The organism is Planctomycetota bacterium (assembly GCA_018242585.1).
In the GTDB taxonomy this organism is placed as follows: Bacteria; Planctomycetota; Planctomycetia; order Pirellulales; family PNKZ01; genus JAFEBQ01.
This window is the reverse complement of the sequence record JAFEBQ010000042.1, coordinates 779-17,432: the sequence shown is the minus strand read 5'-3', so window position 1 is coordinate 17,432 and position 16,654 is coordinate 779. Positions and strand designations below refer to the sequence as shown.

The following is a 16,654-nucleotide window of genomic DNA, read 5'->3' as shown; positions in this document are numbered from 1 at the left end:
GACCCTCATCCGGTTCGCTGCGCTCACCACCTTCTCCCGGGGGGAGAAGGGTTAAGACATTGCCTGTAGTTTCGACAAAAGCTCCGATGCCCGACGTCAATCCCATCACAATCCTGGTCATCGACGATCATTTCGTCGTCCGTAGCGGGCTCGTTGCTTCGCTGGCGCTCGAGGCCGACATGATCGTGGTGGCCGAGGGAGACGCGGGCGAGCAACTTGTGCCGCTGTTTGCCCAGCACCAGCCGCGCGCGGTGCTGCTCGATGTGCAACTGGGCAAGCTGAACGGGATCGAGGCGCTCGAACAGCTGATGTCCCAGCACCCGGCGGCCCAGGTGCTGGTCTTCACGACTTCGTCGCGCGAGGAAGATATCTATCGGGCGTTGCGCGCCGGGGCGCGGGGCTATCTGCTTAAGACCGCGCCGCGAGCCGAGTTACTGGCCGCGGTTCGGGCGGTATCGACGGGCGCGCGTTATCTGCCCGGCCCGCTGGCCGAGCGTCTGGCCGATCGGATGTCGCAGCCCGAGTTGAGCCCCCGCGAGCGCGAAATCCTGCAACTATTGCAACACGGCAAGAGCAACAAGGAAATCGGCGGGCAATTGTTTATCACCGAGGACACCGTCAAACGACACGTCAGCAACGTGCTGCAAAAACTCGGCGTCCAGGATCGGGCCCAAGCGGTGGCCGAGGCGACCCGGCGGGGTTTGATCTCGCTCGATTAGCGTCGCGGGCAAACACTTCGATTTGCAGTATTCAAAGCCCCAATGACCAAGCACCAATGCCCAAACAAGGCGTTGGTCATTGGTCATTTAAGCATTGGGGTTTAGCGATAATACCTGCCTCGGGCGAAACGCTGCCTGCTACTCCCGCATACCGCACCCCCCGTGGCATACCACGAAAGTGGTAGCGCAGAATCCCTCGGCGGTTGAAGTGCTTTTTCAGCCGAAGATCGATTAGGATAAGCGTCCTGCCCGAGGGTTTCACTCTTGCCTGATTGCCACGCTTCGCCGGCCTGTTCCGTGGGGTACTTCCGACAATGTCCAAGCTCCCCCTTTCGCTCGCTTTGTTGATCCTGGTCGGCTTCGATGCCGGCCGTTCGGCCATGGCCGAAACCACCGTTACGGCCGGCGCAGCTTCGGCCGTTTCGCCATTGGTCCAGGTCGAAATCGTCGACCGCGACGTGCCCGTCGATCGCAAGTGGCCCGAGCAGTTCGCCGAGCCGAGCGAACGCTACACCGAACCGGCCTTTGCCTTCATTCACCTTCCCTGGCGCTACACCGAAACCGGCGTGCGGGCCGACCGAGGGAACCCCGCCTTGTTGCGTGCCACCGGCACGGTCGAGTTGCCGGCCGGCAAGCTGCGCATTTTGCTCCGCTCGCGAAATGCGGCCCGATTGCGCATCGGCGAGCAGGACGTGGCTCAGAACGACTTCTTGCGTCCGAATCCCGACGGCCACGGCCTGATTAAGACCAAGGTTCTCACGCTGGGCCAGACGCGGTTCGTCGGTCCCGGCGATCGCGAGTCGCTGGTCGAGTTCGATTCACCCGGGGGTGCGCTGCCGATCAAGCTCGAAGTCTTCGTTGGCGGCGTCAATGGCAAGAAGCCGCTGCGTCCCGAGTTGGGCGAGACTTATGTTGCCTGGGCCGCCGGGGACAGTAACGAGTTCGTCGTGTTTGCGCCCACGCGGCGGATCGCGCTGACCGATGCCGCTTGGGAAAAGTTCGCCGCCGAGCGTTGGGCTCACTATGATCAAGTCGAGACCGAGCGCCGCGCTGCGGCCTTTGCCGCTTATGCACCATTCTGGCGCGAGCGCCACTCGGTCGCTCGTCGCTGGGTCGCGGCCCATCCCGCCCCGCCGGTCCCCAAGGTTTCGGGCGACTGGCCCGTGGCGAATGAAATCGACCAGTTCCTCGGCACCCACTGGCAGCGCGCCAAGCAAGCCGTGGCCGAAACCTCGGGCACGATCCGCTTCCACCGTGACGTGTTGCCGCTGCTGAAAGATCGTTGCCAAAGCTGCCACGGCGCGGCCCAACCCAAGGGTGGCCTACGGCTCGATTCACTCGAAGCGATGTTGCGCGGTGGCGAGTCGGGCGAGCCGGCCGTCGTCACAGGTCAGCCGGCCAAGAGCCCGCTTTTGGAGCGCATCTGCTCGACCGACGAATCGATGCAAATGCCGCCACAAGGCGTCAGGTTGCGTCCCGAAGAAGTGGCCAAGATCGAAAAGTGGATCGCCGAAGGGGCCGCTTGGCCCGCGATCGAGCCGGCCTACGACGTGGCCATCAGCCCACTAACCGACGATGCCCAGTTCGCGCGCCGCGTTTACCTGGACGTCGTCGGCGTGCCGCCGACGGCCGACGAGCTGCGTGCCTTCCTCAAAGACGATCGTGCCGACAAGCGCGCCAAGCTGATCGACGAGTTGCTGGCTGACAAGCGTTGGGCCGACGTCTGGACCGCGCGCTGGCAGGATTGGCTCGGCGAGAATCCCAACCTGGTCAATGCCACGTTGAACAACACCGGGCCGTTCCGCTTCTGGCTCTATGAATCGTTCCGCGACAACAAGGCGATGGACCTGTTCGCCTGGGAACTGGTGACGATGGGGGGCAGCGTTTACGGCGGCGGGCCAGCGGGCTTTGGCTTGGCCGCCCAGAACGACGCCCCGATGGTCGCCAAGGCCGGCGTTCTGAGTTCGACGTTCCTGGCCACCGAGATGAAGTGCGCACGCTGTCACGACGCGCCGTACCACGCCAGCACACAGGCCGAACTGTTCCACATGGCCGCCATGCTGGCCCGCGCGCCAGTCAAGATTCCCGACACCAGCAGCGTGCCGCTCGAAAAACTCACCGCCGGTGGCCGCCAGCCGCTGATTCGCGTCTCGCTCCGTCCTGGCGAGGTGCTTGCCGCCGAATGGCCGCTGACGCGCTATGTCTCGGCCAGCGCCGTGGACGCCGACGCGAACGACCCGCGCGAACAACTGGCCGCCCTGCTCACGTCGCCCAAGAACGAACGCTTCGCCGAAGTGCTGGTCAACCGCGTCTGGCACCACTACTTCGGTCAAGGGCTGGTCGAGTCGTTGAACGACTGGGAGAACGCCCGGCCCGCGCACCCCGAGTTGCTCGAATGGCTGGCCCGCGACTTGGTGGCCCATGATTATGACCTGAAGCATCTGGCCCGGCGGATTCTCAACACGCGGGCCTACGGGCGACAATCCTCGCCCGATCGCGCGGCCAATCGGCTGTATGCCGCGCCGCCGCGCCGGCGATTGAGCGCCGAGCAAACGCTCGACTCGCTGTTCGCCTCGTTCGGCGTGCCGTTGGTGACCGAGGCAATGTGCATCGACCTGGACAGCGGCCGCCCGGCCGACAATGGCTTGAACCTGGGGCGTCCGCAACGGGCCTGGCAGTTCACGTACTTGTCCAACGAGCGGGATCGCCCGAGTTTGAACCTGCCCCGCGCTCAAGCGGTGGCCGAGTTGCTGGGCGCGTTCGGCTGGAGCGGCAACCGCCAAGAAGCGGTTTCCGAGCGCAAGGTCGAGCCAAGTGTGCTGCAAGCCGCCCTGCTGGCCAATGGCACGGTGGCGCGCTGGCTGACGCGTGTGTCGGACGAGTCGCAAATGGCCGAGTTGGCGTTGCAAGCCGACTCGGCCGAAGGGCTGGCCCGCGAGTTGTACCTGCGCATCTTGTCGCGCGAACCGTCGGCCGATGAGCTGCGCGATTTCAAAGCGCTATTGGAGCCGGGCTTTGATGGTCGCGTGGTTTCGCATGAGAAGCCAGCGGTGCCGCATCGCTATCGGCCCTACATCGCCTGGTCAAATCACTTGGACCCTGCCGCCAACGCGCAACGCACGCGCGAGGAAGCCGAGGCCCGAGCCGGCGACAAGCCGACCGCGCGGCTGACCGGCGACTGGCGGCGACGACTCGAAGACGCACTTTGGACGCTATTGAACTCACCGGAACTGGTCTATCTGCCATGAACCAACAAGTGGGACATTCACGACGCGATTTTCTCCGGCACACGTTGCACGGGGCCACGGCGCTAGGGGCGGCCAACGCCTGGGGCAGGCTAGCGCCGCTGGCTCGTGCAGCGACCGCGCCGGCGGCGCCGATGGGGAAGGCCGACCATTGCATTTTCCTCTGGCTAGGCGGGGGCATGGCCGGCGTCGACACGTTCGATCCCAAGCGACGTGGCGACCCGAAAGAGAAGAAGCCGGGCTGCTATTACGACTCGATCGACACCGCGGTCGCGGGCGTGAAGGTCGTTGAGCACCTGCCGCAAGCCGCCCAGTTGATGGACCGGATCACGGCGGTTCGCACGATCAGCCATAACACTTTCGACGAGCACGCCACGGCGACGCACTTTGTCCACACCGGGCGGCGAATCAGCGAAACGATCCGCTACCCCAGCATCGGCAGCATCGTCAGCCACGAGCGCGGCAAGGTTAACGACAACATGCCGGCCTATGTCGTGATCGGCTATCCCAATACCGCTCGCGACCCCGGTTTCTTGGGTCCGCGGCATGGCTACCTGAACCTGGTTGACACCGAAGCCGGGCCTTCGGGTTTGGTGCGGCATTCGGACGTCGATGTGGCGCGGCAAGATCGCCGCGAGCAACTCTTGAAGCGGCTGCGCCAGCGCGCGGCGAGCGACTCGACCTTGGCTGCCTATGACCAGGTGATTGGCGAGAGCCTGCGCCTGGCCGGCCCGCAATTCATGCGAGTGTTCAACCTGAAGGAAGAGTCCGACACGTTGCGCGAGAGCTATGGTGGCGAGTTCGGGCAGCGCTGCTTGCTGGCCCGCCGGCTGGTCGAGCACGGCTGCCGGTTCATCGAGGTGTCGCACAACTTGAACTTCATCAACGGCACCGGTTGGGACACGCACAATGAAGGACAACTGAACCAGCACCTTCTGATCAAGGAACTGGACCTGGCGCTCTCGACGCTGATTCGCGACCTGGAATCGCGGAAGATGCTGGATCGGACCTTGATCGCCATCGCCACCGAGTTCGGACGTCCGCCCGAGTTCGACGCTCGCGGCGGCCGCGGCCACCAGTCCAAGTGCTACACCATGGTCCTAGCCGGTGGCGGGTTGAAGCATTGCGGCGCGTACGGCGAGACCGACGAAATCGCCAAGACGGTGGTCACGCCGGCCGTCAGTATTCCCGACTTCCACGCCACGATCTGCGCGGCCATGGGAATCAACCCGGCGAAAGAACTATTCGACGAGAACAAGCGTCCGGTCCCCATCACCGACGGCGGCACGCCGATCGGGCAGTTGTTTGCCTGAGCGTCAGGCTTCTGATACGGCGCGAGGAAGAGTTACTTCTCGATGAACTCTTTGAACTGCTTCAGGTAGGCGACGTAGGTTTTCAGCCATTCCATCAGGTTCTGCTCGGTCACGCCGCCGGTCAGTTCCAGATCGGCCGTCAGCGTCGGCTGATTGTGCTCGTTCAAAAAGGCCTTGGCGAACCGCTTGGTCCGATTCCAGTCGTTGATCTTCGTCAACTCGGCCTTGGCGCTGGGAAAGTTTGAATACAGGTGTAGCGTCTCGTGGCCGTTGTGAAACAACAGCTTCAGGTCTTCGTGCCGGAAGACGTACATCCCCTTTTCGACTTCTTTGAATTCCAGCCCAAATGTGCTTAGCACGCGTTCGGCGCCGGCCGGAGTCAGGCTGCTGATCACGGGCTGCGGGGCCGCGACTGGTTGCGGCTCGTCGGCGGCGCTGGGTCGCAAGATGAAATCACCGGCGAGTATCGCCACGCCAAAGGCCAAGCAACAGACGAGCCGTACGAGCCGTCGATTCATCGTTCGCACTCCGTTCGCAATAGACAATGAACCAAGCTGGCGGCTTTGCCGCCGCTGGACGTCGTCCAGATTGTCGACCGCGAGCCCAATCAGGCGATCCCGTGGGCGCGTTCGTACTGAGTAATCTTCGCCTCATGCTGCATTGTCAGGCCGATATCGTCCAGACCATTCAGCAAACAATGCCGGCGGAAGGCCTCGACTTCGATTGGCTTGCGATAGCCATGCTCGTCGCGCAGCACGCAGTTTTGCAGGTCGACGGTCAGTTGGTAGCCGGGATTCTTGGCGACCATCGCCATCAACTCGCCGACGGACGCCTCGTCGAGCTTGACGGGCAGCATGCCGTTCTTGAAGCAGTTGTTGTAGAAGATGTCGGCGAAGCTCGACGAGATAACCACGCGAAAGCCGTAGTCCTCGAGCGCCCAAGGGGCGTGTTCTCGGCTGCTGCCACAGCCAAAGTTCGGCCCCGCGACCAGGATCGAAGCGCCGCGGAAGCGGGGCTGATTCAGCTCGAAGTCCGGATTGTCGCTGCCGTCTTCCTTGAACCGCCAATCGAAGAACAGGTACTGGCCAAAGCCCGTCCGCTCGATCCGCTTGAGGAACTGCTTGGGGATGATCTGGTCGGTGTCGATGTTCGGCTTGTCGATGACCGCGACGAGTCCGGTATGAACGGTGAATGCTTTCATGATGCTTTCCGTAATGGCAACGTCAGTGTTTCTTAGTAACGCGACGCGCGGTGTCGACCGCGATCCATGATGCGCTAGGCCTGATACTTCCAATCGCGGATGTCGACAAAGTGGCCCGTGATGGCGGCCGCGGCGGCCATGGCGGGCGAGACCAGGTGCGTGCGGCCACCTTTGCCTTGCCGACCTTCAAAGTTCCGGTTGCTGGTCGAAGCGCAGCGCTGACCCGGCGACAGCGTGTCGGGATTCATCCCCAGGCACATGCTGCAGCCCGCCTCGCGCCAATCGAACCCAGCTTCGCGGAACACGCGGTCCAGCCCTTCGGATTCGGCCTGCTTCTTGACCTGGCCGCTGCCGGGAACGACCATCGCGCTGACGTGGTTGTTCACGTGATAGCCGCGCACCACGGCGGCCGCGGCGCGAAGGTCCTCGATCCGGCTATTAGTACACGAGCCGATGAAGACTCGATCGAGCGTCAGGTCCACGAGCGGCGTCCCCGGCGTCAGTCCCATATATTGCAGCGCGCCGGACGCTGCCTTGCGCTGATTGTCGTCGTTCATTGCGGCCGGGTTTGGCACCGCGCCGGTCACCGGCGCTACTTGCCCCGGATTTGTTCCCCAGGTGACTTGCGGCACGATGTCGGCGGCTTGGAACACGATCGTCTTGTCGTACTTCGCACCCGGATCGCTGGGTAACTTTCGCCAACGGGCCACGGCGGCGTCGAAATCCTTGGGAGCGAATTCCCGCCCGCGCAGGTAGGCGAACGTCTTGTCATCCGGCGCGATCATGCCCGCCCGAGCGCCCGCCTCGATCGTCATGTTACAGACGGTCATCCGCTCTTCCATGCTCAGGGCGCGGATCACGCTGCCGGTGTATTCGATGCAATATCCGGTGCCGCCGTCGGTCGTGATCTGCCCGATGATGTACAGGATGACGTCCTTGGCGGTCACGCCCGGCGGCAACTTCCCCTCGACGCGAATCTCCATCGTCTTGGGGCGCGACTGCAACAGCGTCTGGGTCGCCATCACGTGCTCGACTTCGCTGGTGCCGATGCCAAAGGCCAGCGCGCCAAACGCGCCATGCGTGGCGGTGTGGCTGTCGCCACAAACGATCGTCATGCCCGGCTGAGTCAGGCCGAGTTCAGGGCCGATGACATGGACGATCCCCTGTTGTGGATTGTCGAGGTCGTACAGCTTGACGCCGAATTCTTTGCAGTTGGCGCGCAAGGTGTCGATCTGTTGCTTGCTGATCGGGTCGGCAATTGGCAGGGCGCGATTGGTCGTCGGAATGTTATGGTCCGGCGTGGCCACGGTTCGATCGGGGCGACGCAGTTTACGACCGGCGAGCCGCAGCCCTTCAAAAGCCTGAGGGCTGGTCACTTCATGGACCAGGTGCAAATCGATGTACAAAATGGCCTGCTGCCCCGGCTCGTGATGGACGACGTGGGCGTCCCAGATCTTCTCGAACATGGTGCGGGGGGCCGAAGCGGACGAACTCATGGGGAGGGAACTCGCTGAAAAATGCCTGAAAACGATGCTGGCCGGGACGGGTCGCCCTGGCGCAAACGCCTATAATCTTATGACTTACAGCCGGCGGGGCCAATCGCCCCGAAGGCCGCCATTAAAGCACGCCGGGCGATTGGAAGCTAAAACTTAAGTGTAACACCTCGCAGGTTCGAGTGTTAGGGCTCGCCGGACGGGAAAAGGTTCGCGACATTAGTCCCGGTCAATGACCGGGGGCGCGCGACTCGAACTCCCAAAAGATCAGGGAACCTTGGATGAGCCACCGGCATCGAAACCCCGGAGCCAAACGGATGGAGCGACGCAATCGACATCGGCAACTGAGCTTGGGGGCGATCGTTGTCGCCTTGGTGGTCGCCGCCGCGCCGCCGGCCTATGCCACCAAGTTTACGTTGAAGGACGGCCGCACCGTCGAAGGGCGCGCCGCCAAGGTGGGCTCGATGGTCGAAAACCCGGCCGCGCCGAAAGCCGCCGAAGGGGTCGCCATCCAACAGATCGTCCTGGTCGACGACGACCTGCGCCGCGTCTTCTTTCCCACCAAGCAGGTCGCGGCCGTTGACGAGAAGGCCAGCCCTGAAGTCGAAGAAAAGATCACGCTTCGTCAGCCGGTCTCGCACAACGGCATGCTGGTCGGCAGCGTCGGCACTATCCTGGGTACCAGCCCGTTCGATGAATACGGGCGGCGGATGATCAAGATGTCGACCCAACAAGGGCCGCTGGTGATCATCCAAGGAATCAGCGAACTGACGCCGCGCTATGCCAAGGTCGAAGCCTTGGCGCAGGAAGGGAAGCCCATGCAGTGGGATCAGCGGATCGCGACCAACTCGATCGCGCCACCGTTGTTGGACAAGATTCTGATGCACTCGATCGACGCCAAGAAAATCGAGCAGCGATTGGCGATCGTGCAGTTCTATCTGCAACTCGGGCGCTACAACGATGCCGAGAAGAAGCTCAAGGAAATCATCGACGACTTTCCCGAGCAGAAAGCCCAGTTTCAGCCCACCACCGTGCGCATTCACCAAACCCTGGCGCGGAACGCGCTGCGCGAGGTGCAGATCCGTTTGAACGCCGGGCAGTACCAGTTGGCGTTCCACGTGCTCAAAAGCTTCCCGGCCGAGAATGTGGCTGGCGAAACCTTGGTGGCCGTGCAACAGATGCTGGACAAATTCAAACAGCAGGGCGATTCGATCAAGGAGATTCATGATCACCTCGACGCCGACATCGCCAAGATTCAAGAGTCGGCTTACAAGCTGCAGTTGAGCCTGTTTCGCGACGAACTGCGGGCAGAGTTGAACCCCAACACGCTGGCCCGCATGGCCGCCTATCGTCAATCGTGGGCCGACGCCCAAGCCACGCCTGAGCAACGCGTGGCCACGTGTGTCAGCGGCTGGCTGGTCGGCGCCGGCGACGCCCAGCAGAAGCTCCCCGTGGCGATGTCGCTGTTGACCACGCGCGACCTGTTGCGCAAGTATCTGGTCGAGCGGGTTCAAACCACCCGCTTGCTCTTGATCGACGAATTCCGCAAGCAAGAAGCCGCCACGTCCGAACTGGTGGCCAAGGTTCTGTTCCATATGCGGCCGCCCCAGCCCATGGGGCAACTCGATCCCAACGTGCCTGGCCAGTTCAAGCACGACGTCCCGACGGTCGAAGGAGAGCCCGGCATTCCTTACACGGTGCAACTGCCCCCCGAGTATGACTCGCATCGCCTCTACCCAACGATCATTACTTTGCACAGCGCTGGCAGCACGCCCGAGATGCAAATCGATTGGTGGGCCGGCGGCCGCGACAGCGAAGGTCGCCGCCAAGGGCCCGCTTCGCGGAACGGCTACATTGTTATCGCGCCGCATTGGGGCAACGTCGAGCAGCGCGAGTACAAGTTCTCGGCCCGCGAACACGGCGCCGTGCTGAACGCCTTGCGCGACGCGCAGCGGCGCTACTCGATCGACACCGACCGCGTGTTTCTCAGCGGACACTCGATGGGGGGCGACGCGGCTTGGGACATCGGCATTGCGCACCCTGACCTGTGGGCCGGCGTGATTCCGATCTCGGCGGTCACCGACAAGTACGTGGGCTACTACTGGGAGAACGCCGGCCTGGTGCCGCTGTATTTCGTGGCCGGCGAGCGCGACGGCGATCACCACGCCCGCAATTCCCGCGACTTCGATCGGTACATGACCCGCGGCTATAACCTGACCGTGGTCGAGTTCCTGGGGCGCGGCCACGAGCACTTCTCGGACGAGGTATTGAACCTGTTCGATTGGATGGGCCGCCATCAGCGCAACTTCTTCCCGCGTGAAATCCACGCCCGCACGCTGCGCAGTTGGGACAATTACTTCTACTGGCTCGAGATGAGCAACTTTCCCGACAAGGTGATCGTCGAGCCCGAGCAGTGGCCGCCGGCGCGCAACGGCGTGGCCGCCACCACCGAAGGTTCGCTGACCGCGACCAATGGTATGATCGTCAAGACGTCGGCCGCCAGTGTGACCGTCTGGCTGGCGCCGGAGTTGGTGAATTTCAATCAGCGCATCAAGATCACGGTGAACGGTGCCCAGGTCAAAGCGCCGGACGGCATCGAACCGAGCTTGCCGGTGATGCTCGAAGACGCCCGCACCCGCGGCGACCGGCAACACCCGTTCTGGGCCCGCGTCGACATGCCCGGCCACAAGATCAACGTGGCGAATTGAGTTTTGCTCGTAAGCGAGTCAAAACGTCAATGCGTCCTCAATCGCCACGCGGCCTGAAGCAACCCTTCTCCCCTCTGGGAGAAGGTGGCCGAAGGCCGGATGAGGGTCGCGCGTCAGGCTACAGCGGGACTCCAATGGTTCGTGGACCCTCATCCGGTTCGCTGCGCTCACCACCTTCTCCCCGGGGGAGAAGGGTTATGCGCGGACTCGCGCGAGATGAATTAACCTCACTCCGCCGACGCGCCCCAGGATTTCTCCATCAGCTCGTACCCCACCGGGTCGTGCGTTTTCAATTCCTCGCGCGTGTACGGAAAGAAATCATTCTTGCCGAACCAGGCTTCGGATAGCTCGGCGAAATACTCAAAGCGATTGTTCAGTGCGTAGGCCCGCTTTTCGCCCCCTTTGATGTAACCGACCGAGTCGTAGATATTACGCTCGACCGCTTGTTGGTAGGCGGCCTCGATCGCCGCGTCGTCGCGCCCGAGCACCAGGTTGTGGTACGCATGAGCCATTTCGTGCAGCACCATCCAAGGCTGGGCCGTCCGCGACCAGTTCACAAAGTTGCGGGCATTCGACAGTTCGATACAGCCAGCCTTCTCGGGGTTATAGCCGTGATTTGTTAGCCACTGGGCCGAGGGATGAAACTCGGCCGCCCCTTTGGGCTTCTTCTCCCACTCGATCCACATCCGCACGCGCCGCAGCGCCTCGACCGCTTTGGCCGGCACCACGCGTACGATGGCTTGCAACTGGGCGTCCAATTCCTTGCGCATGGCGGCCGCCTCATCCGGGTGCTCGGACACCTCGGGATTGATCAGCACGGTGAACCCCTGGATCGTCTCGACCCGATACGCCGCCGTCGGCGCGAATGGTTTTTCGTCAGCGTCCGCTTGGCAAACGAGTGGCGCGAAGCCGAGCGCGAAGAGCGACATTAGTAACGAAGTGGCAAATGTTCTCATCGGCGTGCGTGTACTTTCGTCAGGTAGGGAGGCATGCGAAGGTCAGGCCTTGACCTCACGCTATTGTGCGACAAGCAGCATCATAACGCCACAACTCAATCACCGAGCGAGAAGCAACCCTTCTCCCTCCGGGAGAAGGTGGCCGAAGGCCGGATGAGGGTCCACTCTGCCCCCGGAGCCGCGCCCGATTGACGCGCGACCCTCATCCGTCGGCTAGCGCCGCCACCTTCTCCCCGGGGGAGAAGGGTTTGCGCCAACTCACGCGAGATTGATTCGTAATCTTCAAAGCCGACTGTGCTCTGCCGCACCGGTTTCTTCCGCTCGGCGGGCCGACTATCATAAACCTCCTTACCGGCTGGCGATTCTGACGCCTGGCCGGGCGCGGCCATCAAAGGCACGCCCGACTGTGCGCCGTCGCCAGCTTCCCGCCTTGCACCCACGATGGAGGAACTCGCGAATGCACACCTGGGTTTCCATTTGGCCAAGCGGCTCTCGCGCCGCCGCCGCACCTGTCTGGCGACGTGCCGCACAAGCCGCGGTCGCAGTCGCTGTCTTAGTCAGCTTGAGCGCGCAGCCGGCCTCAATGGCCCGCGCTGCCGAGCCGGTCAAGCCGCTCAAGGCTCTGCTGGTCCTCGGCGGCTGTTGCCATGATTACGCCGTTCAGAAAGATCTGCTGGCCGAGGGGATTGCGGCCCGAGCGCACGTCGAAGTGACCATCGCTTATTCGCCCGACAAGACCACCAAGGTCTTGAACCCGATCTACGAGAACGACGATTGGTACGTCGGCTATGACGTGATCATTCACGACGAATGCACGTCCGACGTGAAAGACTTGCAGGTGATCGACCGCATCCTCAAGCCGCATCGCAACGGCGTGCCGGCCGTGCTGTTGCACTGTGCCATGCACAGCTTCCGCAGCGAGGGCTTTCCGAACGTCACCCCCTGGTTTGAGTTCTCGGGCTTGCAATCGACCGGCCACGGTCCGCAAGTCCCCATCAACCTCAGCTTTGTCGATCGCAGCAACCCGATCCTGAACGGCGGCGTCGATTGGATCACCGGCAATGAAGAGCTGTACAACAACAGCGCCGGCGCATTGCTCGACACGGCCAAGGCCATGGTCCGCGGCACTCAGACCTACACCGACAAGAAGAGCGGCAAGGAAGTCAACGCCGATTGCGTCTGTGTCTGGACCAACAACTACCGCGACAAGGCCAAGGTCTTTGCCACCACGCTGGGGCACAACAACACGACGGTCGGCGACCCGCGGTACTTGGACATGGTCACGCGCGGCCTCCTTTGGTCATGCGGCGCGCTGAACGACAAGTACCTGAAGCCGTTCACGCCCAAGCAGACGCGGTTGAACATCGCTCCGGGCAAGAAAGTCACCGCGTCGAGCGAGGAGTCGAACAAGAATAACGTCGCCGCCAACGCGGTCGACGACAACCCGATGACTCGCTGGTGCGCGGCCAATAGCCAGGTCAACCAGTGGATCGCCGTCGACTTGGGCAAGGCCCAGGAAGTGACCGGCCTCGAACTGCTGTGGGAGTCGCAGAACAACGCCTACAAGTATCGCGTTGAGGTATCAAGCGACGGCAACTCGTGGACCCCGGCCATCGACGCGGCCAGCAACAGCCAGCCCGGCCTAAACCGTCACGAGCTCAAGGATGTCTCGGGGCGCTACGTCCGGGTGACCTTCCTCGGCAGCAGCGCCGGGGGCTGGGGAAGCATTCGCGAGGTGAAAATCTTCGGCGACCAGTGGGTGCCGGTCAACCAACAAGCGGAAGCACGTCGGCAGGAGGCCGACGTGTTGGACGAGGTGAAGTTCCCTGACGGCTTCGAGGTCACCCTGTTCGCCGCTCCGCCGAAGGTCTTGTATCCGACCTTGGTGGCGGCCGCGCCGGACGGAACCTTGTACGTCTCGGTCGATAAGAACGGCTCGCTCGGTCGCGAGCCGAACCGGGGTTCGGTCTATCGGCTGCGCGACACCGACGGCGACGGCCGCGCCGACGAAGTGAAGAAGTTCGTCGAGAACGTCGACTCGCCGCGGGGGCTCGTCTGGGACCAGGATCGGCTGTACCTGATGCATCCGCCGCATCTCAGCGCGTATATCGACCACGACGGCGATGGCCGGGCCGACGAAGAAAAGATTCTGATCAAGAACATCGCCTTTGGCTTCAAGGATCGCCCGGCCGACCACACCAGCAACGGCGTCACTTTGGGGATCGATGGCTGGCTGTACCTGGCGATTGGCGACTTTGGCTTCATGGATGCCGAAGGGGCCGACGGTACGCACCTGCAACTTCGCGGCGGCGGAGTGGTGCGGGTTCGTACCGACGGCTCTGGCATGCATCTCTTCTCGCGCGGCACGCGCAACATCCTGGAAGTCGAAGTCGATCCGCTGCTCAACGCCTTTGCCCGCGACAACACCAACGACGGCGGCGGCTGGGACATTCGCCTGCACCATTTCACGGGACTGGACGATCATGGCTATCCGTCCCTGTTCAAGAACTTTCCGGACGAATGTGTGGCGCCGCTGGCCGATTACGGGGGCGGGTCGGGTTGCGGCGGGCTCTACCTGGCCGAGCCGGGCTTTCCCAAGGACTATGGCGACGCGCTGCTGACCTGTGACTGGGGGCGGCAATGGGTTTATCGCGAGCGGCTGACGCCCAAGGGGGCGACGTTCACGGCCCAGCAAGAGGAGTTCATCGGCGTGCCGCGCGTCACCGATCTCGACGTCGACGCCAGCAGCCATCTGTACGTGGCCAGTTGGAAAGGGGCCACGTTCAACTACGTCGGCGAAGAAGTCGGCTACGTCGTACGCGTTTCCCCCAAGGGATACAAAGCCCCGCCGGTGCCGGACTTTGCCAAGCTCGACGCTAAGCAGTTGATCGAGCAATTGCAATCGCCGAGCCATCGACGGCAGTTAGCAGCACAAAGGGCGCTACTGCGCAAGCCATATACTGAGGAGATTGGCAAAGCGCTGTATGCGATTGCTGAAGATAAGTCGAAGTCGCTACCGGTGCGCGTGGCGGCGATTTTTACATTGGCACAGCCGGGCTGCATCGATTCAAAATATCGCGACATGCCGTCTGATGGGGAAAAGTATTTGATTGATCTTGTTCTGAGCAAAGATAAAAAATCTGGTGACGTCTCACGAAAGGTCTTTGATGACCACGATCGCCCAGTCATGGAATTCTTGATGCTGGCGCTTTCTGACACGCAAAGGTACAAGCGTCCTCGAAACGACGAAATCGTCTTCGCCGACATTTTAGGAGGACTACCAAACCGCGCGATGTGGGCGTTGTTTGAGGAGGCGAAACAATCCAAATCACCTAAGATACGATTGCGCGCAGCCCAGCTTCCGGATTATCTCTTCATGCGGATTGGCGACAGCGTGTTTCTTGGAGATCCAGATCCACTTGTTTCGCACACGGCGGAAAAGGTCTGTCGATGGAGAGGAGCACTTGACGCGATTGATAATTCCACTCCTTCAGATGCACGTCGCCGTGCGGCATTGCGAGCCCTCAGTTCAGTCGATGGTTGGCGAATGTGCCCTGATTGTGTCGTTCCAGGTAGCGCTGGCGAATTGATTACGCGGTTGGATGCAGAGTCAGCTCCAGAACGTCGTGCCGATCTTATCGCAGCCCTCTGCCGCCTGTACTTCATCGAAGGCAAGTGGACCGGAAATAGCTGGGGCACGCGGCCTGATACGACCGGGCCGTTGTTTCAGCCGGAGAAGTGGGAAGCGTCGGACAAGATCGGCGCGTACCTGGAAAAGCTGTTGGCTGACAACCGCCCCGGCGACGTGCCGGTGCTGCTGCGCGAAGTGAATCGCAACCGGATTCCGGTCAAAGGGAGCGTCGAGTCAGTCGTTGAGCTGGCCTTGAAAGACGCTGGGCTCGTGCCGACCGCCGTCGGCGAACTGTCCCGGGCAGCGCAAGTCCCGCCGGCCGGCGTGCCCCTGCTGGTCAAAGTCGCCAGTGATGAGCAAGCCGACTTGTCGCTGCGGGCCCAAGCGGTCGTCGCCCTGGCCAAGGTCGCCAGCGCCGAGGGCCTGAAAGCCCAACTGGCCGCCCTGGCCAAAATCGGCAACAGCCCGCTGCGCGGCCAGCGTGACGGCCAGCAAGCTATCTCGGCCTTCAGCAGCTCAAAAACATTGGACCAGCAAATCGAAGCGCTGGTCGCCACGGCGGCAGCTCAGCAAGGTGATACAAGCGCCTGGGCCGACGCCGGGCTAATGATCGTGGCCGACAACAATCGCGCGTCCCCCGAGGCCCGGCAAGCGGCAAAGCTGGCCCTCGACGCCGGCTGGCGGGACGCCCCGCGCCGCGCGCAAATGCTCCGCGCGGTGCAACTGGCCGGAAATCGCGCCTGGAGCGAAAAGGTTCTGGCGTCGCTTGCTGACCCCGACAAGCAAGTCGCCGCGGCGGCCGAGCGGGCGGCCAAGGAGCTGCGCCTGGACACGAACAAGAAGAAGCCGCCCCAGGGGCCGCTGGTCGTGTCGATGGATCCCGAGTCGGCCGTGCAGATGGTCCTGAAGCAGCGCGGCGATGTGGCCGAGGGGGAGCAACTGTTCCACCGCCTGCAATGCGTCAAGTGCCACACCGTGCGGCAGGACGAAACTCCCCGCGGGCCGTTCCTGGGGCACATCGCGTCGACCTACAAGCGTCGCGAGCTGACCGAGTCGATACTGCTCCCCAGCAAGTCGATCGCCCAGGGCTTCGCCACCCAGCAGTTCATCATGGACGACGGCCGAGTATTCACTGGCTTTGTCACCTCGGAAGGGGCGACCGAAGTGGTGATCCGCGACCTGGAAGCCAACGAAACCAAGCTGCCGGTGGCTCAGATCGAAGAGCGCGGCAAGCAGCCGCTGTCGATGATGCCCGAGGGGCTGGCCAAGGAACTAACCGTGGGCCAACTGGCGTCGCTCGTCGACTACCTCGAATCGCTGGTCAAAAAGTAGTCGCGAATTTCGGCAGTGAGCAGAAAAGGATTAACCGCAAAGACGCAAAGGGCGCA

Annotated in this window: 9 protein-coding genes; 5 read left to right on the top strand and 4 right to left on the bottom strand. The window is 62.6% G+C overall.

Going from position 1 to position 16,654, the window contains the following annotated elements; translation table 11 throughout:
* Nucleotides 1-86 precede the first annotated feature (86 nt).
* The 3 genes from JSS27_19295 to JSS27_19285 all read left to right on the top strand — a co-directional run bounded on the left by JSS27_19295 (nucleotide 87) and on the right by JSS27_19285 (nucleotide 5,277).
* Nucleotides 87-719 (top strand): response regulator transcription factor, encoded by a 633-nt coding sequence (locus tag JSS27_19295; GenBank protein ID MBS0211096.1) that lies wholly within the window; start codon nucleotides 87-89, stop codon nucleotides 717-719.
* Nucleotides 720-1,033: 314 nt separating this feature from the next.
* Nucleotides 1,034-3,967 (top strand): DUF1553 domain-containing protein, encoded by a 2,934-nt coding sequence (locus JSS27_19290; protein ID MBS0211095.1) that lies wholly within the window; start codon nucleotides 1,034-1,036, stop codon nucleotides 3,965-3,967.
* On the top strand, nucleotides 3,964-5,277 hold the full coding sequence (locus JSS27_19285; GenBank protein MBS0211094.1) for a DUF1501 domain-containing protein: 1,314 nt from the start codon (nucleotides 3,964-3,966) through the stop codon (nucleotides 5,275-5,277). Before JSS27_19290 ends, JSS27_19285 begins: the two co-directional genes overlap by 4 nt.
* 32 nt (nucleotides 5,278-5,309) lie before the next feature.
* Here JSS27_19285 and JSS27_19280 read toward each other — a convergent pair whose 3' ends face one another.
* From JSS27_19280 to leuC, 3 genes are all read right to left on the bottom strand, one after another.
* Nucleotides 5,310-5,795, bottom strand: coding sequence for a YbjN domain-containing protein (locus tag JSS27_19280; GenBank protein MBS0211093.1), 486 nt, complete (start codon nucleotides 5,793-5,795; stop codon nucleotides 5,310-5,312).
* Nucleotides 5,796-5,884: 89 nt separating this feature from the next.
* On the bottom strand, nucleotides 5,885-6,478 hold the full coding sequence (gene leuD, locus JSS27_19275; protein MBS0211092.1) for a 3-isopropylmalate dehydratase small subunit: 594 nt from the start codon (nucleotides 6,476-6,478) through the stop codon (nucleotides 5,885-5,887).
* 74 nt (nucleotides 6,479-6,552) lie between these two features.
* Nucleotides 6,553-7,944 (bottom strand): 3-isopropylmalate dehydratase large subunit, encoded by a 1,392-nt coding sequence (leuC, locus tag JSS27_19270; protein MBS0211091.1) that lies wholly within the window; start codon nucleotides 7,942-7,944, stop codon nucleotides 6,553-6,555.
* Nucleotides 7,945-8,288: 344 nt separating this feature from the next.
* Between leuC and JSS27_19265 the strand changes: the two genes are divergently transcribed.
* On the top strand, nucleotides 8,289-10,679 hold the full coding sequence (locus tag JSS27_19265) for a peptidase (protein ID MBS0211090.1): 2,391 nt from the start codon (nucleotides 8,289-8,291) through the stop codon (nucleotides 10,677-10,679).
* 227 nt (nucleotides 10,680-10,906) lie between these two features.
* On the opposite strand, the gene JSS27_19260 is transcribed toward JSS27_19265, so the two are convergent.
* Nucleotides 10,907-11,608, bottom strand: a complete 702-nt coding sequence (locus JSS27_19260; GenBank protein ID MBS0211089.1) for a hypothetical protein — start codon at nucleotides 11,606-11,608, stop codon at nucleotides 10,907-10,909.
* Nucleotides 11,609-12,092: 484 nt separating this feature from the next.
* On the opposite strand from JSS27_19260, the gene JSS27_19255 reads away from it, so the two are divergent.
* Nucleotides 12,093-16,598 carry a discoidin domain-containing protein gene (locus JSS27_19255; GenBank protein MBS0211088.1) on the top strand — a complete coding sequence of 1,502 codons (4,506 nt, stop codon included), beginning with the start codon at nucleotides 12,093-12,095 and terminating at the stop codon, nucleotides 16,596-16,598.
* Nucleotides 16,599-16,654 lie beyond the last annotated feature (56 nt).

Coding starts and splice junctions, on each gene's coding strand:
- leuD (MBS0211092.1), bottom strand. CDS start 6,478: ATGAAAGCATTCACCGTTCATACCGGACTCGTCGCGGTCATCGACAAG.
- JSS27_19280 (MBS0211093.1), bottom strand. CDS start 5,795: ATGAATCGACGGCTCGTACGGCTCGTCTGTTGCTTGGCCTTTGGCGTG.
- JSS27_19255 (MBS0211088.1), top strand. CDS start 12,093: ATGCACACCTGGGTTTCCATTTGGCCAAGCGGCTCTCGCGCCGCCGCC.
- JSS27_19285 (MBS0211094.1), top strand. CDS start 3,964: ATGAACCAACAAGTGGGACATTCACGACGCGATTTTCTCCGGCACACG.
- JSS27_19295 (MBS0211096.1), top strand. CDS start 87: ATGCCCGACGTCAATCCCATCACAATCCTGGTCATCGACGATCATTTC.
- JSS27_19290 (MBS0211095.1), top strand. CDS start 1,034: ATGTCCAAGCTCCCCCTTTCGCTCGCTTTGTTGATCCTGGTCGGCTTC.
- JSS27_19265 (MBS0211090.1), top strand. CDS start 8,289: ATGGAGCGACGCAATCGACATCGGCAACTGAGCTTGGGGGCGATCGTT.
- leuC (MBS0211091.1), bottom strand. CDS start 7,944: ATGTTCGAGAAGATCTGGGACGCCCACGTCGTCCATCACGAGCCGGGG.
- JSS27_19260 (MBS0211089.1), bottom strand. CDS start 11,608: ATGTCGCTCTTCGCGCTCGGCTTCGCGCCACTCGTTTGCCAAGCGGAC.